Origin of the sequence: Thiorhodococcus fuscus, from assembly GCF_042682685.1 — a bacterium.
Lineage (GTDB): Bacteria > Pseudomonadota > Gammaproteobacteria > Chromatiales > Chromatiaceae > Imhoffiella > Imhoffiella fuscus.
Window position 1 is genome coordinate 217978 of the sequence record NZ_JBHUHX010000004.1, and the last position, 26135, is coordinate 244112.

Annotated in this window: 22 protein-coding genes; 16 read left to right on the forward strand and 6 right to left on the reverse strand. The window is 62.4% G+C overall.

What is annotated here, in order from left to right; genetic code table 11:
• The first annotated feature begins 233 nt into the window (after positions 1 to 233).
• The 4 genes from ACFSJC_RS02620 to ACFSJC_RS02635 are packed head-to-tail and all read left to right on the forward strand — an operon-like array spanning position 234 to position 4346.
• Positions 234 to 983: a P-loop NTPase family protein gene (locus ACFSJC_RS02620; protein WP_386022787.1), complete on the forward strand. Its 750-nt coding sequence runs from the start codon at positions 234 to 236 to the stop codon at positions 981 to 983.
• 21 nt (positions 984 to 1004) lie between these two features.
• Positions 1005 to 2099 (forward strand): hypothetical protein, encoded by a 1095-nt coding sequence (locus tag ACFSJC_RS02625; RefSeq protein WP_386022790.1) that lies wholly within the window; start codon positions 1005 to 1007, stop codon positions 2097 to 2099.
• A complete protein-coding gene (locus ACFSJC_RS02630) occupies positions 2099 to 2614 on the forward strand; it encodes a hypothetical protein (RefSeq protein ID WP_386022793.1) in 516 nt (171 codons plus the stop codon). Before ACFSJC_RS02625 ends, ACFSJC_RS02630 begins: the two co-directional genes overlap by 1 nt.
• The gene (locus ACFSJC_RS02635; protein WP_386022795.1) at positions 2595 to 4346 is read left to right on the forward strand and encodes an AAA family ATPase; all 1752 of its coding nucleotides are present in this window, start codon (positions 2595 to 2597) and stop codon (positions 4344 to 4346) included. Before ACFSJC_RS02630 ends, ACFSJC_RS02635 begins: the two co-directional genes overlap by 20 nt.
• A gap of 33 nt (positions 4347 to 4379) precedes the next feature.
• Here the strand turns inward: ACFSJC_RS02635 and ACFSJC_RS02640 are convergent, their stop codons facing one another.
• Positions 4380 to 5267 carry an EamA family transporter gene (locus tag ACFSJC_RS02640; protein ID WP_386022798.1) on the reverse strand — a complete coding sequence of 296 codons (888 nt, stop codon included), beginning with the start codon at positions 5265 to 5267 and terminating at the stop codon, positions 4380 to 4382.
• A 160-nt stretch (positions 5268 to 5427) separates the two neighbouring features.
• On the opposite strand from ACFSJC_RS02640, the gene ACFSJC_RS02645 reads away from it, so the two are divergent.
• Complete coding sequence (locus ACFSJC_RS02645) at positions 5428 to 5880, forward strand: MarR family winged helix-turn-helix transcriptional regulator (protein WP_386022801.1); 453 nt, start codon at positions 5428 to 5430, stop codon at positions 5878 to 5880.
• Here the strand turns inward: ACFSJC_RS02645 and ACFSJC_RS02650 are convergent.
• Both ACFSJC_RS02650 and ACFSJC_RS02655 read right to left on the reverse strand, forming a co-directional pair.
• Positions 5877 to 6977: a DNA replication terminus site-binding protein gene (locus ACFSJC_RS02650; RefSeq protein ID WP_386022804.1), complete on the reverse strand. Its 1101-nt coding sequence runs from the start codon at positions 6975 to 6977 to the stop codon at positions 5877 to 5879. The genes ACFSJC_RS02645 and ACFSJC_RS02650 overlap by 4 nt on opposite strands.
• A gap of 128 nt (positions 6978 to 7105) precedes the next feature.
• A complete protein-coding gene (locus ACFSJC_RS02655) occupies positions 7106 to 7744 on the reverse strand; it encodes a class I SAM-dependent methyltransferase (protein ID WP_386022807.1) in 639 nt (212 codons plus the stop codon).
• A gap of 626 nt (positions 7745 to 8370) precedes the next feature.
• Here ACFSJC_RS02655 and ACFSJC_RS02660 point away from each other — a divergent pair.
• The 7 genes from ACFSJC_RS02660 (at position 8371) to ACFSJC_RS02690 (ending at position 14993) form a co-directional block, all read left to right on the forward strand.
• Positions 8371 to 8520 carry an entericidin A/B family lipoprotein gene (locus tag ACFSJC_RS02660; RefSeq protein ID WP_386022810.1) on the forward strand — a complete coding sequence of 50 codons (150 nt, stop codon included), beginning with the start codon at positions 8371 to 8373 and terminating at the stop codon, positions 8518 to 8520.
• A 156-nt stretch (positions 8521 to 8676) separates the two neighbouring features.
• Positions 8677 to 8811 carry a hypothetical protein gene (locus tag ACFSJC_RS02665; RefSeq protein WP_386022813.1) on the forward strand — a complete coding sequence of 45 codons (135 nt, stop codon included), beginning with the start codon at positions 8677 to 8679 and terminating at the stop codon, positions 8809 to 8811.
• Positions 8812 to 8957: 146 nt separating this feature from the next.
• Positions 8958 to 11099, forward strand: a complete 2142-nt coding sequence (locus tag ACFSJC_RS02670) for a sulfatase-like hydrolase/transferase (RefSeq protein WP_386022816.1) — start codon at positions 8958 to 8960, stop codon at positions 11097 to 11099.
• 320 nt (positions 11100 to 11419) lie between these two features.
• On the forward strand, positions 11420 to 12277 hold the full coding sequence (locus ACFSJC_RS02675) for a GNAT family N-acetyltransferase (RefSeq protein ID WP_386022819.1): 858 nt from the start codon (positions 11420 to 11422) through the stop codon (positions 12275 to 12277).
• Between the two features lie 2 nt (positions 12278 to 12279).
• Positions 12280 to 13212: a polysaccharide deacetylase family protein gene (locus ACFSJC_RS02680; RefSeq protein ID WP_386022822.1), complete on the forward strand. Its 933-nt coding sequence runs from the start codon at positions 12280 to 12282 to the stop codon at positions 13210 to 13212.
• Positions 13209 to 13724: a hypothetical protein gene (locus ACFSJC_RS02685; protein WP_386022825.1), complete on the forward strand. Its 516-nt coding sequence runs from the start codon at positions 13209 to 13211 to the stop codon at positions 13722 to 13724. The genes ACFSJC_RS02680 and ACFSJC_RS02685 overlap by 4 nt, the downstream gene beginning before the upstream one ends.
• A gap of 168 nt (positions 13725 to 13892) precedes the next feature.
• Positions 13893 to 14993, forward strand: coding sequence for an AI-2E family transporter (locus ACFSJC_RS02690; protein ID WP_386022827.1), 1101 nt, complete (start codon positions 13893 to 13895; stop codon positions 14991 to 14993).
• Here ACFSJC_RS02690 and ACFSJC_RS02695 read toward each other — a convergent pair.
• The 3 genes from ACFSJC_RS02695 to nspC all read right to left on the reverse strand — a co-directional run bounded on the left by ACFSJC_RS02695 (position 14990) and on the right by nspC (position 19876).
• The gene (locus ACFSJC_RS02695; protein WP_386022830.1) at positions 14990 to 17239 is read right to left on the reverse strand and encodes an Orn/Lys/Arg family decarboxylase; all 2250 of its coding nucleotides are present in this window, start codon (positions 17237 to 17239) and stop codon (positions 14990 to 14992) included. The genes ACFSJC_RS02690 and ACFSJC_RS02695 overlap by 4 nt on opposite strands.
• Before the next feature lie 174 nt (positions 17240 to 17413).
• The gene (locus ACFSJC_RS02700; RefSeq protein ID WP_386022833.1) at positions 17414 to 18754 is read right to left on the reverse strand and encodes a saccharopine dehydrogenase family protein; all 1341 of its coding nucleotides are present in this window, start codon (positions 18752 to 18754) and stop codon (positions 17414 to 17416) included.
• A 15-nt stretch (positions 18755 to 18769) separates the two neighbouring features.
• Positions 18770 to 19876, reverse strand: coding sequence for a carboxynorspermidine decarboxylase (gene nspC / locus ACFSJC_RS02705; RefSeq protein WP_386022836.1), 1107 nt, complete (start codon positions 19874 to 19876; stop codon positions 18770 to 18772).
• Between the two features lie 179 nt (positions 19877 to 20055).
• Between nspC and ACFSJC_RS02710 the strand changes: the two genes are divergently transcribed.
• From ACFSJC_RS02710 to ACFSJC_RS02725, 4 genes are all read left to right on the forward strand, one after another.
• A complete protein-coding gene (locus ACFSJC_RS02710; protein WP_386022838.1) occupies positions 20056 to 20514 on the forward strand; it encodes an NUDIX domain-containing protein in 459 nt (152 codons plus the stop codon).
• A 132-nt stretch (positions 20515 to 20646) separates the two neighbouring features.
• Positions 20647 to 21489 carry an MBL fold metallo-hydrolase gene (locus tag ACFSJC_RS02715; protein WP_386022841.1) on the forward strand — a complete coding sequence of 281 codons (843 nt, stop codon included), beginning with the start codon at positions 20647 to 20649 and terminating at the stop codon, positions 21487 to 21489.
• Between the two features lie 13 nt (positions 21490 to 21502).
• Positions 21503 to 24886 carry a hybrid sensor histidine kinase/response regulator gene (locus ACFSJC_RS02720; RefSeq protein WP_386022844.1) on the forward strand — a complete coding sequence of 1128 codons (3384 nt, stop codon included), beginning with the start codon at positions 21503 to 21505 and terminating at the stop codon, positions 24884 to 24886.
• Positions 24883 to 26046 carry an ATP-binding response regulator gene (locus ACFSJC_RS02725; RefSeq protein WP_386022847.1) on the forward strand — a complete coding sequence of 388 codons (1164 nt, stop codon included), beginning with the start codon at positions 24883 to 24885 and terminating at the stop codon, positions 26044 to 26046. The genes ACFSJC_RS02720 and ACFSJC_RS02725 overlap by 4 nt, the downstream gene beginning before the upstream one ends.
• Positions 26047 to 26135: the final 89 nt, after the last annotated feature.

The window sequence follows — 26135 nt, forward strand, 5'->3', positions numbered from 1 at the left end:
TCCGAACGAAGAACGATCGATCGGGCCATCCAGCGAGATAGATTCCACAATTTCGATCGAAAGATGCGCTGGGTAAATGCAACCAGCATTAGTGGTAACTTATACTCCACGGGCAATCGTCATGCGGGCATCGCGATGATCTTTATCACGTATGAATCGAGTGATGAAGCCATGTCCATGACATCTTTCAGATATTCTGTAGGTGAGGGGTGCGAATGCACACGATATGGGTAATGAATGGCAAGGGGGGCGTCGGTAAATCGGTGCTCCTCATGGCGTTGGCCTGGCTTTACGAAGCCATGGGGCGCCCGCTGCGCCTGGTCGATGTCGACGACAAGTCCAAATTGGCGGAATTCGTAGGGGCCAGCAATGTGCTGTCGCTGCACATCGGTGCAGACGCGGAGGCCCTGCGCGCCGATCCATCGCTGGCCTACAGCTATTGGGATCAACTGGCGGCCGAGATGCTGGAGCAGGACACGGCTGTGGATTTCGGGGCCAACATGGATCGGCACATCCTGGAGTGGGCCAGCAAATCCGAACTCGGTGAGCTGCTGACCGACAGTGGGGTCAGCATGGACATCTATGTCCCGATCACCGCCGATCCGGTTGCGGTGATGGCGGGCATCGAGGTCTTGGAGGCCACGACCAAGATCTTTCCGCAGAGTCGGCGGATTCTGGTTTTGAATCAGGTCGCCGGTTCCTTCAATGCCTATGAGTCCACGCCCGAGTTCAGCCGCATCGCGGCGATGCGGAGCGAAGGGGTGCTGGTGGTTCCTCTGGAGTCCTGCATGAGCGAGGCATGGATCGACTTCGAGCGGCTCAAGCTTCCGCCGTGGCGTATCATCGAGATGAATGCCGCCACCGTGGCGCAACAGACCGGCTTGGGTATCCTGGCCGCAAAGCGCGCGGTCGGCGATTACGCCTCCTGGCTCAAACAGTTTCAGCAGCTCTATGCGCCGCTCATCGTGAAGCAGGCCGACTGAGGCACTGGACTCGAGATCCTTATGGAACCACGCTGGCTCTCTTACCTCGACGCCCATATCGCCAGGGGAATGGTCGCGACCGAGGCGGAAAGCGCAGACACCCTCAGTTGGCTGCTGAAGCTCGAGCCCGAGCAGCGTTGGTGTCTTCTGCTTCGACGCGACCCCTGTCTGAAACGTCTGGTCGCGGACGATTATCGACGGATCTTGACCCTGATGGTCGAGCTGGAGGCCGACGCGCTGTCGGAGGCATCCACGTCCACGGAGCCCTGCGTCGATCCGGGATCGCTGCCGTCGTCGGAGCATCGGTTCATGATCGCTCCGCTCCACCAAGAACAGGAGTCGAGCCTCGGCCGACGCTCGACGGCCAGACTCCGCCCGACGCCCTGGATTCTGACGGCCCTGACGCTGGTCGGGGCGGCGGCCGGCCTTTGGCTGTTCGTCCAGCATGAAGGGCATCGCGTGCAGGACCTGGCGCAGACGACGGTCGCGCTCCAAGGGAATGTGGAGCGCAGACTGACGGAGCTGGATCAGGTCCATCGGCAGGTCGTCGCGGCTGTGCGGGACATCGATCGGCAGCGTCATGCGACTCAGTCCCTTTTGGCGCTTAGCGATCTGTCCGAGAAACTGACCGCCGGACAACCGTTCGTGTCCGAACTGGCTGGGCTCGAAGCCGTTTGGAGCGAGCCGGCGCAACTCGAATTTCTCAAGCCGCTGGCGGAGCAGGGCATCGCAACACCGGCGACCCTGATCTCCGAGCTGACCCGACTGAACGAGACGCTGGACCAGCGCAACAGCGTCCGATTCGATCGACGCACCCCCTACGGACCGGCCTCGGCCTATCCTTACTACCCCGCGTTCGCCGCCACAGGCGTCCAGCAGGCCCGAAGCCAAGCCGGAACCAAGGCGCTCGAACAGGCGCGCGCAGGGCATTGGCAGGCGGCCATCGACATCCTGCGAAAGCATGGCGATTCGGTCTATCGGGATTGGATCGAGCGGGTAGGGCGTTGGCTTGCGACCTATCGTCAGCTCGCGGATCTGCGTCAGCGTGTCTGGTCGCGGGGGAGCGACGGTCTGGCGGCCTCCACCTCGCGCACCGCGACCAGCCCCCCGCCGTGATGAGCGGTCTGTCCATCACCCTGGCCATCCTGGTGGGCATGGTGGTGATGATCTGGCTCATCCGATGGTTCCAGGTTCGCGCGCGCGCCACCTCGCCGAGGCGTCTTAGTGCCTACGTCCTGGCGGCTCCGACCGATTCGTCCATCACCGATCATCCCAGACCGCCGATGGTCGAGCTGGGCGTCTGGCGTCCACCTCCGCGCCAGCAGCTGCTGGCGCGTCAGATCGCACTGCGGCTCGCAGCGGCCGAGCAGGCCGGCGCCCCTTCGGCGGACCAGAATCCTCGGCGGATCCTGACCGCTCGATCCTATCGCCAATCCATCCGCGCGGCCGAGACCATCGGCTCCAGTGCTCCGGAGCGCGCGGAGCCGCGTGCGATCGATCGGGTCGCCATCGCGCCTGCCGTCGAACCGTATGCCTCGCGCATCGGACGTAAACGCCGGGGACTGGAGAGCCTCATCACCGAATTGCCTGCAGTCACCGAGAACGATCGCCATGACTCGAACGCTTGCTGAGCGGCAGAAGAACGCGCCCGAAATCATCGCAGTGGCCAGCCAGAAGGGCGGGGTCGGCAAGAGCACAACGGCCCTCAACCTGTCCATCGCGCTTGTCGCCGCCGGACGCAACGTTCTGCTCATGGATCTGGATCCGCAGGGCAATAGTGGCTACACCCTCATGTCAGGGATCCAGGCGAGCGGGACGGAACGCATGCTGCGCGAGGCCGCGCTGACGCGCGACATGATAACCGCCACCGAGATTCCGGATCTCTTTCTGGCGCCGGCGACTCCCGGACTGAGCGGTCTCGAAAACGAGCTGGCCCAATTCGGCGACAGTCGCACCCGACTGCATCAGGCGCTCGCGACACTGCCCGCGCTGCCGGTTCATTTCGATCATATCGTGCTCGACTGCCCGCCCTCCGTGGGACTGCTCACCCTGAACGCACTGGCCGCCGCGCATCAGATCCTGTTGCCGCTGCCCTGTGATACCGTCTCGCTCGAAAGCCTGCCCGCGCTGCTCCAAACCATCGAGCGATTGCGTGCCGGCCTGAAGCAGCCGCTGCACGGCGTGCACCTGCTGCTCGTCCATCGCGCCGCCTTGCACGCCTCGGCCCTGGCGCTGGCCAGAACCCTGCGTCAGGACTACGGCCATCTGGTGCTGCGGACCGAGATTCCCTACGGCGACGCCGTCCGAGAGGCCGCCGATCGTGGCCGGCCACTGTTGGCGTACAACCCGCAATGCGATGTGAGTCAGGCCTATCTGGAGCTGGCCTGCGAATGGATGCTGGAATACGACGAACGTCTGCAACCGGAAAGCAGTTGGTCCTTTCGCGGACGGCAGGAACGCATGGAGGTCTATCACGACAGGATGCGCAAACGGATCAGAGCCTGGCTCGTGGATCCCACGTCGCTGCTCTATGACGAGACCTGGGAAAGCCGCCATCTGCAGGACGCGCTGGTGCTCAATGAGCTGTTCGCCACCAAGCGGGCGCCGAGACGGGGACGATTCCTGGCGCTGCTGCTATTCATGCTGGCCTTGTCGGGAGGTCTCTTCCTTCAGCTCCGATTGTCGGATCTGAACTGGTGGTCGAATCCGGGCGAGCTGCTTCTGACCGCGAGCGAAGAGTCCGTCACGCGAGAGACCGGGCCGGCTGAACCGAAGCAGCCGGGGTCTGCTGTCGAGCCCGACCGACAGGAACGGGCGGCCGAATCCGATCGAGCACCGATGGTGGCCGATTCGGACCGGACGGAAGGGATCGTCGAGCCCGAACCATCGGAGGCGCCGCTCGCGTCCGACCCACCGGCGGTCGAACCGGATCGGGCATCGGACCTGTCGCGGAAACCGCCGTTGCCAGATTCGGCAACGGAACCGCAGCCCCGTGATACGAGAGCGGATGAAGAACACACCGGGGAAGATGCTGCGGCGTCCGACAGCCCAGTCCCGCCAGCGGATATTCAGGAGATCAGGTTGACGCCCAGCGTCTACCGCTGGCAGGTGCAGGTATTGGCGGGACGCTCGCTCGACAGGGTCAAGGAGGACAGCCAGCGTTTTATGCGGGAGTTTTCATCCATGCTGGAGGGGCGCACCCTCACCATCAGTCAGCCGCGTGAGGACGGTACAGAGAGCCCTTTCTATCGGTTACGCGTCCTGGACTGGGAGAGCCGAAGCGAGGCCGCGAATTGGTGCGCTCGCCTGCGTACTCGCGGCCAACAATGCTTCGTGACTGGGGCTGCCGTGGAGAGTCCGTAACCGGATTCCGCCGTCGACATCCCTGGTTTCCCGTCATGGCATCCGCATGCGTTGCGGCTGGGACATGGACCACTGCACGGTCAGCACGCTAGAGAGCACCATAAGCAAACCCACCAAAGAGGTACCGGTCATCGCCTGCCCCAACAGCACCCACCCCAGCACCACCGCTGTCAACGGACTCAGCAGACTCAGCGAAGACACCGCCACCGAAGGCAGGCGCGCGATACCGCGAAACCAAAGCGCGTAGGCTAACAAGGCGCCCGCGAGACATAGATAGGCATAACCACCCATCTGCGTCAGGGACAGCGCCGGCAGGGGAGCGTCCGCAATCCAGGCCACCGGGGCTAGCATCAGACCACCGAGCAGCAGTTGCCACCCAGTCAGTGCGAGCACCGGCAGGTCCGGTTTCCAGCGTCGGGTGAGAAAGGTGCCCGCCGCCATGCAGGCCGCGCCCGCCAGCGCGGCAATGATTCCCACGGGTTCCCAAACGCTATTGGGCGAGAGCAACAGCACAGCCATCCCGAAGACACCCAGGATGCTGGCCCACAGGGTCAATCGGGCTGGTGTGTGTCGGTCCAGGCTCCAGGCCAGCGCCATGACCAACAAGGGCTGGGTCGCACCCGCCACGGCAGCCAAACCGCCGGGAAGCCGATAGGCCGCAACGAACAGCAGCGCCTGAAAGACACCGATATTCAAGGCGGCCAACACCAGCAGCCGGAGCCTATCTCCAGGCGCGGGCAAGCGCTTCATAAACAACACGAGCAGCAGACCGGCGGGCAGTACCCTAATCAGGGCCGCAGTGAACGGTCGGTCTGGTGGCAGCAGTTCAGTGGTGACGATATAGGTCGACCCCCAGATGGTCGGGGCCAAGGCGGTCAGCAAGATGTCGCCCCAGACCGAGGGCGTCAGTGATTTCGGCATCGAACTATCTTCAACTCAAGATAAAATACCAGCCTGCCGGCAAACTATCTTGAAGTCAAGACATATGGGGATTGCAATGACCGATAGGCGACAGCCCGATGCAGTGGATGCGATCCTTGCGCAGTGGAAGAGAGAGCGGCCTGATCTCGATGCCAGCCCGATGGGGCCAATTGGGCGCATCATGCGCTGCTCGGCGCTGCTTCAGCGCCGGCTTGGGGAGACCTTCTCTCGATTCGGAATGAGCGCGGGGGAGTTCGATGTTCTGGCGACGCTTCGGCGGTCGGGGGCGCCTTACTGTCTATCCCCCAAGGCATTGTTCTCGACCTTGATGATTACCTCGGGGACCATGACCCACCGGTTGCAACGATTGGAGGCCAATGGGTTGGTGCTGCGTGTACCCAACAGCCAGGATGCGCGCAGCATGCTGGTGCAATTGACGCCAGCCGGGCGGGATCTGATCGATCGCGCGGTCGAGGCCCACATCGAGACCGAACGCGCCATCCTGGCCTTGATCGAACCAGCGTCGCTGACGCTTCTGGATGAGCATCTCTCGGCGCTCCTGTCCGAATTGGAGCGCCCAGAGTGCGAGACGCCGGTCAAGGACGGTCGCTAAAACGGCGGGGACTCGGTCTCTCCACCTTCTTGGATGGCCGCACTGACTGCGTCTTCCGATTCGGCATCCCGGTAGTAGCGTGCCCGCACCGCTGCGGGTGCGTAGATCGGCAGCGTTTGGAGCAAGGGGGCGTCGCAGTCGAAGACCACGTCGCTGCGCTGGCGCCGCCGCGCGCTGAGAAAGGACGCCGCCGCCGCATCGTGCGGCCAGTGCCCGAGCTTCCCGGAGCGCACCAGCGGACGTCCTGGCTCGCCCGGATAGAGTAGCGGCAGCACCGCCTGGTGGATCGAGCGCCGTCCATCCATCCAGGTGAGATTGGCCTTGGGGTGGGTGTGAGCGGCGTTGATCCATGCCAGCCGAATGGGTTCATCGAGATCGTGACGCCGCTGCAGGTCGAGAAAGATGCGCCAGTCGGCCTGCAGGCGGCTGTCGTTCTCGATGGCTCCGCGCAGACGCTCCAAGCGCGTGCGCAGATCCTCGATCGAGATGGACTTGAGCCGGCGAGGCGAGGCCCAGGTGAAACCCACCGATTCCGGCGCTTCCTCCAGCACCTGAAGCTGGCGTTTGATGCGATGCAGATGTGCCCGGACGAGACCGAGCGAGTGAAGCAGGTAGGGCAGCAGCGGCTTGCCGACCTGGATGCCCGAGCGGTCGTCCTCGGGGCCGACCAGCAGCTTCTTGGCATTGATCTCCTCGACCACCTGAGTAACGGCCGCTTTGGCGGCGTTGACGGCAAGGGCGGCTTCGATCAGACGCGGGGAGGCGCTGATGAGACCGGGGGCGAGATCGTAGCGCAGGTACTGGTTGCGCAGCTGCGCCGAGAGCGCCTCGGAGGGGTCGCGCTGGCGCGGCACCTCATCGTCCTCAAGGGTCAGGCGGGTCGCATTGGCGATCGCACGCTGGCGCAGCTCCCGAGGGTCGGCGTCGTCTTGCCACGCCGGCGGTCGCCACCACCACTCGGCATAGATCTGCGCATCGTCGTCCATCAGGGTGGCGAAGTCCTCCTGCGCCTCGCGCAGCCGGCTGATTCCCGCGATCAGATCGAGCCGGTATTCGATATGGCGTTTCGTGTCGTCTGCTGGCGGTGATTTCGTCATCTCCGATACCCACAATCGCACTATATCCAAATAATATTATGCCAGTTCAACATTATGAATTCCACAAAGCATAAATAACTCAACCCTCAGAAGTAAAATTACATAATCAGCCTCAAATCAAATCGGCATTATTCTCGGTGGTAACTGAGAATCTGACCCTTGAACGGCTGTTCCAGATAAGCGGAATGCTGTGGTCTTTCCTGGGTATGGGAGTACCCCAAGCTCACCATTTTCTTACTGAAGCGGGCGTGATACCCCCGACCTGGATCGACGAGGATCACATCGCAGGCCGCGTTAGCGTGCCGTTCGATGAAAGACGCCAGCAATTCGACATGCCCACGCTCATAGAGCAGGTCGCTGCCGATGATGAGATCGAATTTACCCAGCTCGGAATCCTCGTCTTCCCATCCGGTACAGACGAATGGAATCTCCTTTCCATCGTTGAGCTTGACGTTGTGTCGAAGAAAGCCTTCCGCTTCCGGGTGATAGTCGGTGGCCGTGATATCCATCAGACGCTGATTCAGGACCAGGCTCGCCAGACCGATTCCGCACCCGATTTCCAAGATTCCCAAGCCTTCGACGTCCTGGTCGTGCATATGGTGGGCGAGAATCTCTCCCGATGGCCAGATGACGCCGAACAGCGGCCAGAGTGCCGAGGAGATACCCCGTTTCAGGGCCTCTCCGTCATCATCCGAATACTGTTGTTTGTCGCGCAGCGTCCGAACATGAATATCCGTATCGCCGAACTCGATGGTTTTGTAGCACACGCGTATTTTGGGCAAACAATGGACCTTTGATGTGAACGTCCTCTACGGCCCAAAGTGCAGCTCATAGCGGTTGATGTGACGGCCAGCGTTTAGACAGCCGTGATGGGTCGGTTCGAATGCCGGATTTCAGTTCGACGGGCAGGGATTCGACCGCGATCCGGCCGGCGGATACAGCGGCTGGCGCGCCTTCGCCTACTATCCGGTGCCCGGAACCTACTATTGGCGAGGTGGCAACTCGCCGAAGGGCAGGTCCATCTGGCCGCCGATCTCTTTCCCGACTGCGAGGCGGCCGAGCGGCGAGAGTCTGAGAATAACACCGTCAAGGCGGCACCTGGAGATTATGAGCGCGGACTCTTTCGAGCCCGACGGTACTCCCAAGGACGCAGCATTCGAGCGTCTACACACTGATCCTCCTCTTGAAAGTGGACTTAAGTTCGCTAGCGCACCGAAGTCGCGATCCGTTCGGGATAGAGTGCTGAGAACCGGGGGATCGTAGGCGGGCCGGAGTCATGCAGGCTCAGCGTCGAACCGCCGCACTCGATCTAACACGCCCGGCATCCGTCGTCGCGCCTAAGCCGATGACCTCATTGTGGCGCAGCGACAGCGGAACGAACCGCTAACAGGTAATGATGATGAAAAAGCTCGGAGCACTGATTTTTCTGATCGCAATGGCTGGATTGTCCGGCTGCAATACCATCGAGGGCGCTGGCAAGGATATTCAAAGCGGCGGTGACGCCGTGAGCGATACGGCCAGGGACGTCAAAAAAGAGATGTGAAGCGGCGCAGAGGCCACGACCAATCGTCAACCACTGGAGCGCGCGTGATGAATCTTTAGCGATATAGCACCGCTCTCCGGTTCGGTTATCTGGTCGGGCAGGGGCGCCGATATGGATACTCAGAAATCTTGTTACCCGCTGTCGAGAGATCACCCCATGACCAAAGAACGCAAAAGCAACAAAGAAGCAAAGAAAAAACCGGGCCAGACGCTGAAAGAGAAGAGGAATGCGAAGAAAAACAAGGAGGAATCCAAGACCTTGCTGGGTAACGTCAAGGGTGGACTGGTCTAGGCGGAGGACGGAAGAAACACCTTTGTTCCTGGACCGTTGCAATGGATCTCATTCGCCCAAATAGGCTCGCGAGGGCCAGTTTAGATCGAACCGAGTGGCCGACGCCCCAGCGAAGACGGGCAATCATCAACGACTGGTGGATAGCGATGAGAACGACAACGGCGATGCTGGTGGGGCTGTCGGTCCTGGGGGTGTCTGGTTCGGGTCTGGAGACCGCATGGGCGGCGTCCGACTCCACGCCGAACATCCTCTTCGTGATCATGGACGACGTGGGCATCGATCAGATGCGGGTGTTCGGCTACGGCAGCGTCAGTTCGCCGAGCACGCCGACCATTGATCGGATCGCCCGATCCGGGGTCCGCTTCCGCAACACCTGGTCGATGCCGGCCTGCACCACCAGCCGGGCGGTGGTGTTCGACGCCCGTTTCCCCTTCCGTACCAACGTCCTCGGCGCGCTCGGTCCCGACGACCTGGCCAACTCGATGGTCTCGCCCTTCGAAATGACGACGCCGAAACTGCTGGCGCAGCAGGGGTACGAGAGCGCCATGTTCGGCAAGTTTCATCTCGCCCTTCAGGGCAAGGATCCGGCCGGCGATGCGATGCCGCACAACCTCGGCTGGGACTATTTCGCGGGCTGGCTCGACGAGACCGGCGATCCCTCTTCGATCGACCTGACGGCCGGGGGCGTCGCCACGGACGGCAAGACCTATTCCTGCGGCTTCGTGCCGGGATCGCGCGCGGGCGGTGCCGATGGCGGCGCCTGCTACATGGCGGATGGGTCCTGCCGCAACCTGCGCGGCGTGGGATCGGTCCCGCCCGGTCGTCTCTGCCTGGATGCGGGCGGCATCCTGGATCCTGACAAGCGCTGCGAGACCTCGCCGCCCGAATATCTGGACTTCACCCGGCTCAACGGCCATTACGTGTCCCCACTGGTCTACAACTATCCGGACGGCTCGGTTGAGCGGGTGCCTCCGACCGACGCGCGCGCGCGTCGCTTCCGCGCAACCCTGGCGGTCGACGAGGCGATCGAATGGATCAACACTCGCCCGGAGGGGCAGCCCTGGATGGCGACGGTCAGCTTCGCCTCCGTCCACACCCCGATCATGCAGCCGCCCGTGGACCGCTCGCTTTTAGCCAACGTCAGGAGCAGCGACATGGACTGCTCCGACACGCTGGTGCAGCGCGTGCTGTCGAAGCTGATGCTCGAATCGCTCGACGCCGAACTGGGACGCCTGCTGCTGTCGGCACATCTCGCGTCCATCGGCCCGAGCGGCAACCTGGTCTATCGGCCGGAGCGCACCGATACTATGCTGATCGTCCTCGGCGACAACGGCAGCCTGGGGTATACCGTCAGGCGTCCATTCGATACCTCGCGCGCCAAGGGTACCGCCTATCAGACCGGCGTCTGGGTGCCGCTGATCGTCGCCGGTCCTCTGGTGGAGCGTCCGAGCCGCATCGTTTCCTCCATGGTGAACATCGCGGATCTCTACGCGCTCTTCGGTGAGATCGCCGGCATCGACGATGTCCGGAAGGCCGTCCCGAGACCGATCGACTCCGAACCCATGCTGCCCTATCTGATCGACCCCGGTCAGGACGGCATCCGGCAGTGGAACTTCACCCAAGTGGGAACGAATCTGCAAGCGAACGGAGCCATCAACGGCCCCTGCACCATCAGCAGCACCTGTACCCAGATCCCGGTCACCAAGGGCGTCTGCGAGGACAACAACGGGACCTGGTGGGGAACCGGTCTCGACGCGCCGGACACCGAGGGCGCGCCGTCCGAGGGCTTCAGCTATTGCTGCGAGGTCGATGCCTTCCTGGTCGCCAGGGGCGAGGAGCCCTACGATATCAGCCCGCTCTCGGCGGTCGGCATCCGCAACGATCGCTACAAGATCGTGCGCAACAGCCTGAAGGCCTATGTCTCTCTGGACCAGCCCTGCGTGGACACGACCACCACGGAATTCTACGCGATCGACGAGGAGATCCCGAAGCCCCAACTCGACGAGGCGGGCACCGAGCTTCCGCTCGACCAGCTGACCGCCGATCAGCAGCAGAATTTCGACGCACTCTCGGCGCAGCTGGAGACGCTTCTGGCGTCCCAGAAGGCGTGCCCGGGTGACGGCAATCTGGACCTGATCGTCGACCAGAAGGATCTTGACGACTGGCGTCATTACAGCGAGTCGAGCGGACTTTCGAGCGTCTACGACTTCAACCTCGACGGACTGACCGACGCAGCCGACGAGGCTATCATCAAGCAGAACCTGGGGCTGCAATGCCCGAACGATTGAAACGTCTCGTGGGCGATGGCCTTCAAGCGGCAAGCTGCTCCAGTCGGTGCCAAAGAACTGCAGACGCATCAAAGGGATGAGTGTGAGTGCATCAGGGCTGTAACGGTCACATGAAGTGAACATGCTGGCCCCTGCCGTCTTTGGGTTCGCTACGCTGCCGAGTCGTCCGGGATAGCGATCCGAACGTCGCCGCTCAACCATCCGGCGCTTTTTCGTGTTGGATCCTGTCAACACCGATAAGAAGATTCGAGTAGTGTATAGATCTCTCATTCGGGAAGGGCCTCCGCTTCCCGGCCGACGATATTCTAAGGAGTACGGTGATGGCCTCAGAACCGATCATCCGCGCCATGACGCGCAACGAGCTGGACACACTGGTGGACTGGGCGGCCGAGGAGGGCTGGAATCCAGGACTCAATGACGCCCAGATCTTCTGGGATACCGACCCCGATGGTTTCATCGCCGCCGAGCGCGATGGGGAGTTGATCGGCGGCGGTTCGATCGTCGCCTATGGCGAGCGCTTCGGTTTCATGGGGTTCTTCATCGTCCGTCCCGACCAGCGCGGCCAGGGGCTCGGTCGCCAGCTTTGGCACATCCGTCGCGATCGCCTCATCGCGCGGCTTCGCGAGCCTGTCACGATCGGCATGGACGGTGTGTTCGGCATGCAGGACTTCTATTCCCGTGGCGGTTTCGTACTGAGTCACCGGGATCTGCGTTTCGAAGGGGTTGGCTTCTCGGTCAAGCGGGATGCGCGTCTGGTCGATCTGGCCGAGGTGCCCTTCGAGCTCCTGGCCAGCTACGATGCCGCCCACTTTCCCGCCCCGCGCGAGGAGTTCCTGCGCGCCTGGATCGCCCAGCCCGGCAGCCGCGCGCTTGGCGCGATGGATGGCGTCGGGCTCCAGGGGTACGGCGTCATCCGTCCCTGTCGCCAGGGCTTCAAGATCGGACCGCTGTTCGCCGCCGACATCCAGACCGCCGAGGCGCTGTTTTACGGGCTTGTCGATCATGCGCCCGGCGCGCCCATCTTCCTCGACGTGCCAGAGAACAATCCCCAGGCATTGGCGCTCGCCGCGCGCCATGGTCTGCACGAGGTCTTCGGTTGTGCCCGCATGTACCTCGGTCCCTTTCCGACTGTGCCAGACGCGGAGGTTTTCGGGGTCACCACCTTCGAGCTCGGTTAGCCATGGACGCCTGGCATCCGCGCGATCTCCAGGGCTATGGCCGCCATCCACCCCACCCGCACTGGCCTTGCGGTGCGCGTCTAGCGCTACAGTGCGTCGTCAATGTGGAGGAAGGGGCCGAGCGCACCCTCCTCAACGGCGACGACGGTTCGGAGGACTATCTGTCCGAGCTGTCAGGTATCCGGCGGCGTTTCGGAGAGCGCCATTACAGCGCGGAAGGGCTGCACGACTATGGTGCCCGGGTCGGCTTCTGGCGTCTGCTGCGTCTGTTCGACGCGCGCAAGATCCCCTTCACCGCCTTCGCCTGCGGGCGGGCGCTGGAACTCAATCCCGAGATCGGCGCTGCGCTCGGCGAACTGGGGCACGAGGTCGCCGGTCACGGCTACCGTTGGATCGACTATCGCGATGTCGACGCGGCGACCGAGCGCGAGCACATCGCCCACACCTGCCGGATCATCGCCGAGACCTGCGGCCAACGACCGGTCGGCTGGTACGGCGGACGGGTCAGCCCAAACACCCGCAGGCTCCTGGTGGAGCACGGGGGCTTTCTCTACGACTCCGATGCCTACGACGACGAGCGGCCCTATTGGCTGACCGAGCGCGGCCAGTCTCACCTGATCGTGCCATACAGTCTGGTCACCAACGACATCCGTTATCTGCTGTCTCCCGGTTGCGCCACGGGGGACGATTTCTTCATCCTGCTGCGCGATGCCTTCGACACGATGAGGGCAGAGGGCCGGGAGCGCCCGGCCATGATGAGCGTCGGGCTGCATTCGCGGATCAGCGGCCATCCGGCGCGGGCGCGGGGCCTGGCACGTTTTCTCGACTATGCCGCCGGATTCGATGACATCTGGTTCTGTCGCCGGCGCGAGATCGCCGAGCATTGGGTCGCGCACTTCGGGCAGCCGACGGCCAAGCGGAGCACTGCATCATGAGCCTTTCACCGACCCCAGGTTTCGAGCCGAAAAAAGACACATGGCGAAGTTCCCTCGGTCCGCACGGCCGCGCGGGTGCGGTTCTGATCGCGGTGTTGCTCGGCGGTTGCGCGCAGCCGCTGGGCACGACGCGACCGTCCCTGACGCTGCGTGTGACCGCACCGATCGAGATCCCTCCGCAGCGTGCGCACGCGATCCTGCAAGGCGGACGGTTGGCCAACTACGGCAACCGGACCGAGCCGTATTGCGAGCTGGAGGTCCGTCGGGTTTCGGGCGAGGAGCCCCAATGGATCCGGCAGGGCGAGTTCCAGGTCGGTCGAATCAGTCAGCAGGTCCTGATCGATCCCACGACCCGGATTCCAGACTTTCTCGTGGTCAGGGGCTGTTCGGATCCGGTCTTCCAGGAAAGCGTCTGGTGGCTGGAGTCGCCTGCGCCGAGCGAGGTGCTCTTTCTGCGCTGCATCGCGCCTTACTTCGATTGCCGCTCTCGGTCGATCAGGTCCAGCAGGTAGTCGGTGAGTATCTGAGCGTCGGTATTGGCGAACCACTCCATGGGAGCGCCGACCCTGGGGGCGAGGCCAGGACGCCTTGAGTCGCTCGCCGAACTCTTGTCTGCTACCGGCCGATTCCTAGACCGCATAAAATACGTGGATTAGGACAGTCGAGTCGAACCAACCCTCATGCCAGAAACGGGTCAGCCATTCGGATTCAGCCCCGCCGCGCGTTTTCTGCTGGTCGCCGGCGCCTTTGTCGTGGTCATTGCCGGACTCAAGGCCGCCTCCAATCTGATCACGCCCTTCCTGCTCGCGGTCTTCATCGCCGTGGTGCTGCAGCCGCCCATCCGCTATCTGCGCCAGCACGGTCTGCCCGGCTGGGCGGCCATGCTGCTGGTCGTGGCGGTGCTCATCGGGGTCGGCGGCGCCATGGTCGGACTCTTCAGCGGGTCGCTGAACGCCTTCAATACGAGCCTCCCGGACTATCAGGAGCGGCTCAAGACCATGACCGGCGAAGCGGCGAGCTGGTTGGACCTCGTCGGGGTGCATGTCTCAAAGGATGCGCTGAACTCGATGATCGACCCCGCGCGCACGCTCGGTCTGGCGGGCGATCTGATCAAGGGGTTGGGCGGGGCGCTGGCCAACGCCTTCCTCATCCTGCTGACGGTCGTCTTCATCCTGCTGGAGGCCAACAGCCTGCCCAACAAGCTCCGGGCTGCACTGCGCGCGCCAGAGGTTTCCATGGGGCATCTGCGCGAGGTGCTCCAGACCATCAATCGCTATATGTTCATCAAGGCCAACACCAGTTTGGCCACCGGGTTGCTGATCTGGATCTGGTTGACCTTTCTGGGCGTCGATTTCGCGGCCATGTGGGCGACCCTCGCATTCCTGCTCAACTTCGTGCCCACCATCGGTTCGATCATCGCTGCCGTCCCGGCGGTACTGCTGACGCTGGTCCAGCTCGATTTGGAATCCGTACTCCTGGTGACCGCCGGCTATCTTGGCGTCAACGTCCTGATCGGCAGCTTCGTCGAGCCGCGCGTCATGGGACGCGGGCTCGGACTTTCGACTCTGGTCGTCTTCGTTTCCCTGGTCTTCTGGGGCTACGTCCTCGGCTCGGTCGGCATGCTGCTGTCGGTTCCCCTGACCATGGCGCTCAAGATCGCGCTCGACGTCAATCCTCAGACCCGCCCCTTCGCCATCATGCTCGGCCCGGAGATCGAGGCCAAGCACGCCTTCGACTCGGCTCGACGCGAGATCGCGAAAATAGACAAGGACCAGACCTAGAATTTCACGCAGTCGACGAAGTAACGTACCTCGCCGTCGACCGTTTCCTTCACCAGTCCGTGGATATCGGTCTCGAAGCCGGGGAAGCTGGTGTTGAATTCGCGGGCGAATTTCAGGTAGCGGACGATGGTGGCGTTGAAGCGCTCGCCCGGGATGAGGAGCGGAATGCCGGGCGGGTAGGGGGTCAGCAGCACGCTGGTGATGCGTTCTTCCAGGTCGTCGATGCTGACCCGATCGATCTCGCGGTGCGCCATTTTGGCGAATGCGACGGCCGGTTTCATGGCCGGGACGAAATCGGAGAGATACATGTCGGTGGTCAAGCGTGCGACGTCGTTGGCCTTGTAGATGCCGTGGATCTGGTCGCAGAGATCGCGCAGTCCCACCTTTTCATAGCGCGGATAGGCCTGGATGAATTCAGGCAGCACGCGCCAGAGCGGCTGGTTGCGGTCGTAGTCGTCTTTGAACTGCTGCAGCTCGGTCACCATCGTGTTCCAGCGGCCCTTGGTGATGCCGATGGTGAACATGATGAAGAAGGAATAGAGACCGGTCTTCTCGACCACGATGCCGTGCTCGGCCAGATATTTGGTGACGACGCCCGCCGGGATGCCCGATTCGGCGAACTTGCCGTCAACGTCCAGTCCCGGAGTGATGACGGTCGCCTTGATGGGGTCGAGCATGTTGAAGCCGGGGGCCAGGTCGCCGAATCCGTGCCAGCGATCGCCGGCCTTCAGGACCCAATCCTCGCGATCGCCGATGCCTTCCTCGGCCAGATAGTCCGGTCCCCAGACCTTGAACCACCAGTCGGCTCCGAACTCCGCATCGACCTTGCGCATGGCGCGGCGGAAGTCGAGCGCCTCCATGATGGATTCGTGTACCAGCGCGGTCCCTCCCGGCGGCTCCATCATGGCGGCGGCGACGTCGCAGGACGCGATGATGGCGTACTGCGGACTGGTGGAGGAATGCATCAGATAGGCCTCGATAAAGCTGTTGCGATCGAGTGTTCGGGATGCGGATTCCTGCACCAGGATCTGAGAGGCCTGCGAGAGTCCTGCCAGCAACTTGTGGGTCGACTGGGTGGCGAAGACCATGGATTCGTCGCAGGCCGCCCGGTTCTGTCCGATGGCGTGCATGCCGACGTAGAAGTCGTGGAAGGAGGCGTGCGGCAGCCAGGCCTCGTCGAACAGCAGGGTGTCGATCTTGCCGTCCAGCAGCGATTTGATGGCGTCGACGTTGTAGAGCACGCCGTCGTAGGTGCTTTGGGTAATCGTGAGCACGCGCGGCTGGGACTTGATGCCCTTGGCGAAGGGATTGGCATCGATCTTCCGCTGGATGTTCTCCGGGCGGAATTCATCGAGCGGGATCGGACCGATGATCCCGTAATGATTGCGCGTCGGCATGAGGAACACCGGAATCGCGCCGGTCATGATGATCGAGTGGAGGATCGACTTATGGCAGTTGCGGTCCACCACGACGATGTCGTCCGGTGCGACCGTCGAATGCCAGACGATCTTGTTCGAGGTCGAGGTGCCGTTGGTGACGAAGAACAGGTGATCGCAGTTGAAGATGCGCGCGGCGTTGCGCTCCGAGGCCGCTACCGGTCCCGAATGGTCGAGCAATTGTCCCAACTCGTCGACGGCGTTGCAGACGTCGGCGCGCAGCATGTTCTCGCCGAAGAACTGGTGGAACATCTGTCCGACCGGGCTCTTGAGGAAGGCGACGCCGCCGGAATGTCCAGGGCAGTGCCAGGAGTAGGAACTGTCTGCGGCATAGTGGGTGAGGGCGCGGAAGAAGGGCGGCGCCAGGCTGTCGAGATAGGCTCGGCATTCGCGCATGACATAGCGCGCGATGAACTCGGGCGTGTCCTCGAACATATGAATGAAGCCGTGCAGCTCCTTCAGGACATCGTTCGGGATGTGGCGCGAGGTGCGGGTTTCGCCGTAGAGGAAGATGGGGATGTCCTCGTTGCGGACCCGAACCTCCAGCACGAACTCGCGCAGGGTGGCGAGCGCCTCTTGGATCTCTTCCGGTGAGCCGCTGCCGAATTCCTCGTCATCGATCGAGAGGATGAAGCAGGAGGCGCGGCTCTGCTGCTGGGCGAACGATCTCAAATCGCCATAGCTGGTGACTCCGAGGACCTCCAGGCCCTCGCTTTCGATCGCCTTGGCGAGGGCGCGAATGCCAAGACCGCTCGTGTTCTCGGAGCGGAAGTCCTCGTCGATGATGACGACTGGAAAGCGAAAACGCATCGCGTTCTCCTGATGAGAATCAAAATACCCTGGGGATGCTAGACCCTGGAAGCCGGTGTTTGAACCGCAAAGGCGCAAAGAGCGCGAAGATATTCTTTGCGTCCTTCGCGCCTTTGCGGTTCAAGTCTTTTGGAAGTCGAATGGGGCTGCCTTGGGCCGGGCAGCCGTTCTCGATCAGTGCGGTTTGGGGGCGACGGCGATCATGGGATTCGCCGCCGAGACCGTGACGGTGGCCGTCGAATCGGCCAGTTCCGTCTCCAGATCGCGCACGCTTCCGTCGAATGAGCCCGCGCTGCCCGGCTCGATCTCCTTGACCTCGGTGGGCAGACCGATCCGGTCGAGGATGGCGATGAAGGGCTCGGGATCCAGCTCCTCGACGTTGACCATGGTCTTGGTGTCCCAGGTGCCATCGGCGATTAGCATGGCGGCGGCCACCGGCGGCACGCCGGCGGTGTAGCTGATGCCCTGCGACTCGACCTCCTCATAGGCAGCCTTGTGGTCCGAGACCTGATAGATGAGGACCTCGCGGGGCTTGCCGTCCTTGATGCCCTTGACGAAGTTGCCGATGCAGGTCTTGCCGGTGTAGTTGGGCGCGAGCGTCTTCGGATCGGGGAAGAGCGCCTTGACCACCTTGAGCGGCACCACTTCCTGGCCGTCGGCGAGCGTGACCGGCAGATGGTTGAGGAAACCGAGCGTGCGCAGCACCGTGAAGACGTTGATGTAATGATCGCCGAAGCCCATCCAGAAACGGATGCTGTCGGCATCGATGTTCTTCGACAGCGAGTGCAGCTCGTCGTGACCGTTGAGATAGATGGGGGAGGGGCCGACCACCGGCAGATCGTAGACGCGCTTGACCGAGTGGGTCGGATACTCCTTCCACTGGCGGTCGATCCAGGTCCAGACCTTGACGAACTCGCGGAAGTTGATCTCGGGGTCGAAGTTGGTCGCGAAGTACTTGCCGTGGCTGCCCGCGTTGACGTCGATGATGTCGATCGTCTCGATCGTGTCGAAGTAGCGCTTGACGGCCAGTGCGCAGTAGGCGTTGACCACGCCCGGATCGAATCCGGCACCGAGGATGGCGGTCACGCCCTTCTCGGCGCAGCGGTCCTTGCGCTTCCATTCGTAGTTGGCGTACCAGGGCGGATCCTCGCAGACCTTGTCCGGATCCTCGTGGATGGCGGTGTCGATGTAGGCGACACCGGTCTCGATGCAGGCCTCCAGGATCGACATGTTGAGGAATGCCTGGCCCAGATTGATGACGATCTGGGAGTTGGTCTCCTTGATCAGTGCAACGGTGGCCGGGATGTCGAGCGCATCGATCTGACGCGAATAGAGCTTGCGGGACGGATCCTTGACGTGCCCCTTGCGCTTGATGCTCTCGATGATGTCATCGCACTTCGACTGGGTGCGCGAGGCGATGCAGATGTCCCCGAGGACATCGTTGTGCATCGCGGCCTTGTGGGCGGCGACATGGGCGACGCCGCCGGCGCCGATGATGAGGACATTCTCTTTCATGCGTTCTCTTCTCGCTCAGGAAAGACTGCGTTTGAAATCGTCGTACCCGAAGGTGCGGACTACCTCGATCGTCCCGTCCAGGCGACGGACGGCGATCGAGGGCATGGCGACTCCGTTGAACCAATTGGTCTTGACCATGGTGTAGCCGCCTGCGTCGGCGATGCGGACCTCGCTGCCGACCCGCAGGGGCTCCGCCAGGCCGAATTCGCCGAAGACGTCGCCCGCCAGACAGGTCCGGCCGGCGATCATGACGCGATGCGGGCCCGCTGCGGGCGCGGCGACCGACGGGGTGGTGCGATAGACCAGATGATCCAGCATGTGCGCCTCCAGGGAGGCGTCGATGATGGCGATGTCCAGCTCGTTGTGAACCACATCGATCACGGTCGTCACCAGCTCGGTGCTTCGGGTGACGGCGGCCTCGCCAGGTTCCAGATAGACCTGGACGTCGAACGTCCGGCTGAACTCGCGCAAGGCCGTGCAGAACCGTTCCAGCGGATATCCAGTTTGGGTGAAGGATAGACCGCCGCCGAGACTGACCCACTCCATGCGGCGCAGCAGGTCGCCGTATTCGCGCCCGATGGTGTCGAGGGAGGCGCAGATGCTCTCGACCTCGGTGTTCTCGCAGTTGAAATGGAACATGAGCCCCTTGAGCAGGGGAGCGACCTCGGCGAGTGCATCCTTGTCCGCGACGCCCAGTCGGGAATAGCGGCGCGCCGGATCGGCGAGGTCGAAGTGCGAATAGCTGATCCCCGGATTGACGCGCAATCCCAGGTTGCGCCCCTCGACCTCCGCATGGTGCTGCCGCAACTGCGAGAGCGAGTTGAAGATGATCTTGTCGGCGAACGCGGCGACCGCTTTGACGTCGTCGCGGGAGAAGCCGACGCTGTAGGCATGGACCTCCTTGCCGAATTCCTCGTAGCCCAGACGGGCCTCGAACAACGAGCTGCTGGTGGTTCCGTCCAGGTACTGGCGCATCAGGTCGAAGACGCACCAGGTCGAGAAACACTTGAGCGCCAGCACCGATTTGGCGCCCGAGGCCTCACGCACACGCTGGATGAGTTCGAGATTCTGCTGGAGTCGGGACTCGTCGATCAGATAATAGGGCGTCGGCAGGTCTTTCATGTAAGGTGTTCGGTGGTCGTCGGGGGTGTCTTTTCGGGGGCGTGAAGTCTAGCATCGATCTGTTTCAAAAAAAGGGCAACGCGGCGCATCTGTCGCCTGGGTGCAGCTCAGCGAAACCCATGGGCCGCATGGGGGCTCCACCCCGACATCCACCGATGAGACTAGCCTGGACTCAGACTATGCCAAGACCCGAAACACCGCTTATTGCCGCCGATATCCTGATCGAGCTCGTCGATCGCCCTGGGCGTCCGATCGTGCTCATCGAGCGTCGTTTTCCACCCCACGGCTGGGCGATCCCCGGCGGTTTCGTCGATGTCGGCGAGCGGGTGGAGTCGGCCGCCGTCCGCGAGGCATTGGAGGAGACGTCGCTCAAGGTGAGCCTGCGCGCGTTGCTCGGCATCTATTCGGACCCGCGCCGCGATCCCAGAGGCCATACGGTGACCGCCGTCTATGTGGCCGAGGCGAGCGGCGAGCCCAGTGCCCAAGACGATGCCAAAAACCTGGCGATCGTTTCGCTCGGCGATCTGCCCGGCGAGCTCGCCTTCGACCATGCGCTGGTGCTCGATGACTATCGACGCTTCCGCGAGACCGGGGTGGCCGCGCCTCTTCGAGTCGAGAACGATCGGGATCGTCTCTGACCGCTTCGTGGTTCATTCGGATATCCGAATGCCCCAGGAATTCCGGTTTTGCGGGCTGATGCTCCTTGACCTCGATGCCGTTAACCTACGCTGAGTGAGACGTCCAGCTCGGATGCCGGAGAGAACGAACAGATGATCGGAGAACTGAGGATCACCCAACTGGTCGAGAACGCGGCCGGTGCGCCGGGGCTGCTCGGCGAACATGGCGCCGCCTTTCTCGTCGAGGCCGACGACCGGCATCTGCTGTTCGATACCGGGCAGGGCATGGTGCTGAGACATAATGTCGAGCGCCTGGGACTTTCGCTCGAACGGGTCGAGTCGATCGTCCTCAGCCATGGTCATTACGACCATACGGGAGGTTTGCTCGACGCCTTGGAGCTGACCGGTCCGGTCGATCTCTATCTGCATCCAAAGGCGCTGAGCCCGAAATTCAACCGCAATGGCCGCCCGATCGGCTCTCCAGTTGAGGATCTGGAGACGTTGCGTCCGCTGACCCGGCGTCTGGTCGCGTCCACCGAGCCGACTCACGTCGCGCCCGGAATCCTGCTCAGCGGAGAGATTCCCCGCACCCATCCTATCGAGGATACCGGCGGTCCCTTCTATCGCGATGCCCAATGCACCGAGCCGGATGCGCTGGCGGACGATCAGGCGCTGATCCTGGATACGGCGGCGGGATTGGTGGTTCTGCTCGGATGCGGACATTCCGGGTTGGTGAATACGCTCGACTGGGTGCGCGAGCTGTTACCGGATCGTCCACTGCATGCGGTCCTGGGTGGCATGCATCTTTTGCGCGCGGATCGGGCCCGTCTGGAATTTACCGCCCAGTCACTCGCCGAGCGTGGGATCGCCTATTTGGCTCCCAACCATTGCACCGGGCTGGCCGCAATCTGTCATCTCCGCCAGTGCTTCCCGGCCCAGTTCAGGGAATCGCCTGCCGGAATGCGACACGATTTCGGTAATCCCGGCGCGCGCTGAGGTCCTCTTCACCATGAAGCGCCTCAATGCATCCAATGCGGTCGTTCAAGGGCTGATCGCATTCTTGATTGCCCTGCTGTTTTCGCTCGTAATCTACTGGTATAGCCTGCGCTCCTCGGGGCAGACCTTTTTTCGCGCCCTCGATCTTCAGGAAGATGCTCAGCTTACCTTGAAGGCAGCCGCGCTCGATCGCGAAATCGAACGTCTGAAGCAGATGACGCAATTTCTCGCGGCGCTACCGCCCATTCCCGGAATTGGGCGGACCCTGCTTCACGGCGGGGTCGATCCGGTCAATGGCGAGACATTCAGCGTCTGGAAGGGGCGGCTCGATCAGATCTATCTCGGTTTTCTGAAGGCCGAGCCCAGGGTCTTTCAGGTGCGTCTCATCGGGGTACGTGACGGAGGGCTCGAACTCGTCAAGGTCGAACGGTCTTCGAATGACGAGCCGCTCGTCACACCGCCCGAAGGGCTGCTGCGCAAGGGGCAGCGAGCCTATTTCATGAGTGCCGTCCAGAGTGCACTGGGGACCTTGACCGTTTCCGAGATCAATCTGAATCAGACTCAAGGCACGCTCGAAACACCCTCTCGGCCGACTTTGCGGTTCTCGACACCCGTGGCGAACGAGAAGGGCGAAATCTTTGGCGTGGTCGTGGTCGACTACGATCTGACCTCGATACTGAAGAAGCTGCAAGAAGCCGATGGCGACACCCGTTATTTTCTGACGAATACGCGCGGGCAGTATCTGCTTCATCTGGACGAGTCGGCGTTCGGGCATGCGCATTCCCCTGGGGACATCGTCCGGTGGCAGGATGAGTTCCAACGACTGCCGGCTTCGATGCTTCCACCTGGATTCGCGGCTAGCCAGTTGGTGAGGGATGTGGCTTCCCAGGAGGCATTTCTCTATTTCGAGCGCGAAATTCTGGGGCTCGGCGAGAAGCGCAACATCACCTTGCGAGCCATCTATCCCGTCACGACGGCGATACTGCAGACTCGAAGCGATGCCCTGGCGGAGATCCTGGTCATCAATTTGATCGTCTATCTCTTGATCGCTCTGGTCGCCTGGCTCTACTCACGCACGCTGGCCTTGCAGCACCAGGCACAGCTCCAGCTCGCCTTGAACCAGTCGTTGGAGCAGGCGCGCGAGGCGGCCGATCTGGCGAACCAGGCCAAATCCGAATTCCTCGCCAACATGAGCCATGAGATTCGAACCCCGTTGAATGCCGTATTGGGATTGAGCCACCTATTGGGGCTCGGGACCATGGATCACGAACAGCGTGAATACGTCACCAAGATTCAATCGGCGGGCAAGGCGTTGCAGGGAATCGTCGACGACATTCTCGACCTGTCCAAGATCGAGGCGGGCGAGCTCTCGATCGAGTGCGCTCCATTCAACGTCGTCGAGCTTTGCGGCGAGTCGGTGCGGATCGTATCGGGAGCGGCTGAGCGCAAGGGGTTGTCACTGAACCTGACGATCGATCCGAGAATTCCGATTCTTCTGCTCGGCGATCCGATTCGACTGCGTCAGATACTGCTGAATCTGCTCAACAACGCGGTGAAATTCACCCGTTCCGGTGGTGTCGAGCTGCGTGCGACGATTTCGGACCTGTGCGAGCATCATGGCTCCTTATGTCTGGAGGTTGAGGATACCGGGATCGGTATTCCAGCCGAGTTTAAAGAGATGCTGTTTCGGCCTTTCGTTCAGGCGGACAGCTCCACCACGCGTCGTTTCGGCGGAACCGGCTTGGGTCTTGCGATCGTGCGCCAGATCACCGGTCTGATGGGCGGAACGGTCGAGGTCGAGAGCCAGGAAGGCGTCGGCAGCACCTTCCGTATCCAGGTCCCTGTCGATGTGCCTGATGCGCAGCAGCTCGATACGTTCGATTTTGGAATCAGGCGCTTGGAGATTCTCATCGCGGAGGATGACGAGAATCAGCGCCGGGCCTTGATCGCCATGGCGGTCTCGCTGGGATGGCATGCCGAGGGGGTCGCGGACGGACAGGCTCTGGTCGAGCGCGTGCTTGAGCGCGAGGCTTCCTCGGCCCCTGTCGATTGTCTGCTGTTGGATTGGCGCATGCCCAAATTGGACGGCTTGGATGCCTTGCACAAGCTCTGGAAGGTGCTCGGCTTGCAGCGGATTCCGGGGGCCATCGTGGTGACCGCACAGGAAATCGAGGCGTTGAAAGCCGAGCCGCATGCCGATCTGGCGGACAGCATTCTGCAGAAGCCGATCGACCCTTCGTCCCTGTTCAATCAGGTGAACGAGGCCGTGGTCAAACGCCGGGGCTGTAGCGACCGCGTCCTTGAGGGTTCGTCGTTCCGATCGACCGGTATCCAATGGTTGGCGAACGTCAAGCTGTTGTTGGTGGACGACAGTGAACTCAACGTCGACGTCGCGCGACAGATACTGGAACGCCAAGGCGCCTTGGTTCGGGTCTGCGCGAACGGGTTGGAGGCGGTGGATTGGCTTTCGAATCCCGATCACGAGGTCGATGCCGTGCTGATGGACGTGCAGATGCCGGTCCTGGATGGAATCCTCGCGGTTCAACGGATCCGGAACGAGCTGCAGTTGACGAGTCTCCCGATCATTGCGCTCACGGCAGGCGCGCTATCGAGTGAGCGTCAGCGCGCGTTGGATGCGGGAATGAACGATTATGTCACCAAGCCGTTCGAGCCGGACCAGATGGTCCGTGCGTTGCGTCGTCATATCGAATTGGTGCGCGGCGCACCCTTGCCCACGACGCATGATGCCTCGGCAGAAGGGACGTCACCCTCTTGGCCCAATATTCCGGGGCTGGCGATGCCTGAGGTCGAGCACCGCATGGGCGGCGATTGGCCGCTGTTCCTGGCGACGTGCAAGCGCTTTCTGGCAGAGTTCGCCGATTTCCAAGAGGCATCGCCGGTTCCGACGAACGAGTCCGAACGCGCCGTGCTCGCCGATCGTCTTCACAAACTGGCTGGCAACGCGGGGCTCATCGGGGCGCGAGCACTCTTGGGTGTGGCCAAGGAGTTCGAGTCGAGAGTCCGGCGGTCGGGCGGTGCCGATTGCTCCGGGTGTGTGACCAAGCTCGCCAACGCCTTGCGCTCGGTGGCGGAGGCGATGTCACCTTATATCGATGAGGCCGGTGGCACATCGGTTACGAACGCGTTCACGCCGGCGACGGACGCCGAGATCGCCTCGCTGATGGCGATTTTTGCGGAGCGCAATCTGGCCTCGGTGGCGGCGTTCGATGCGCTCGGCCCGAGGTTGCGGGCGCGGTTGACCGAGGATCGCTTCCGCGAACTGGAGGTGTCGGTTAGGGCATTGCAGTGCGAGCAGGCGATTAGGATCCTCCTGGAATCGATTCCATCGCTCGCGGATGTGTCTGATTCGCAATCCAATGCGGAGGCAGGTTCTTGAGTAAAATCCTCATCGTCGATGATGCGCCAGAGAACATCCTGGTGCTCGGGAAATTCCTGATGCGCCGTTTCGAGGTCGTGATCGCCACCTCGGGCGAGGACGCGTTGTCGGTCGCCCGCGAGCAGTCGCCATCACTGATTCTGCTCGACGTCAAGATGCCTGGGATGGATGGCTATCAGGTGCTGTCCCGGCTGAAGGCTGACCCGGAGATGCGGAGGATTCCGGTCATCTTCGTCACGGCCGACAGTAGCGCGAGAAGCGAGACCGAGGCGCTGCGCAGCGGCGCGGCGGATTTCATTCACAAACCCGTGAATCTGGATGTGCTCGAATCGAGAGTGTCGTTGCAGCTCGCCCTTCGGGACCAGGAGCAGGCCCTGCTGGAGCTCAACGAGGCGCTCGAATGCAAGGTCGAGGAGCGCACGCGGGATCTCCGGATCGCGAAGGAGGAGGCGGAGGCGGCCAACAGCGCCAAAGGTCATTTCCTGCGCAATGTGTCGCATGAAATGCTGACGCCATTGCATCAGATCTCGGGGCTGCTTCAGCTGATCCAGATGAAGGCCAATCACCCTCAGGTCACCACTTGGGTCGACCAGGCTGCCGATTCCGCGCGGCGACTGACGTCGATGATCAATTCGGTGCTGAGGGTGGCTCAGCTGGATTCGCAGTTGACGGCGACCGATATGGCCCCGGTGGATATTCCCGCGCTCATCGACACGGTGGTCGGGGAGTTGCAGGAGGCGGCTGCGGCGAAGCAGTTGTTGCTGGATCTGCGTCTCGATCCACTCCCGGATGCCTTGATCTCTGATGCATCGCTCATTCGCTCGGCCCTGCATGCCTATCTGGAGAACGCGATCAAATTCACGGAGACGGGCGCAATCGAGATTGCGGTGAGCGTTTGTGAGTCGGCGGAAGGCGAGGTGGTCGTGCGGTTTTCGGTCAGCGATACCGGAATCGGGTTCGATCAGGATGTTCAGAGGCGTCTCTTCCGTCTGTTCGAGCAGGGCGACAATTCGCTGACCCGTCCATTCGAGGGTGCGGGTTTGGGGCTGGTCACGGTCAAGAAGATCGCCGAGCGTCTGGGCGGAGCGGTGGGCTGCGAAAGTACACCGGGAGAGGGAAGCCGATTCTGGTTCTCCGTGCGCATGACGGGCAACCGATAGGCGCGGTCCGCGCGGCGATGTCCTCGCTCTGCGGGCCGGAACGCGAGACCCGCACCAGCCAGCGCCACGCTGGGGTGTTTTCGGGGTAT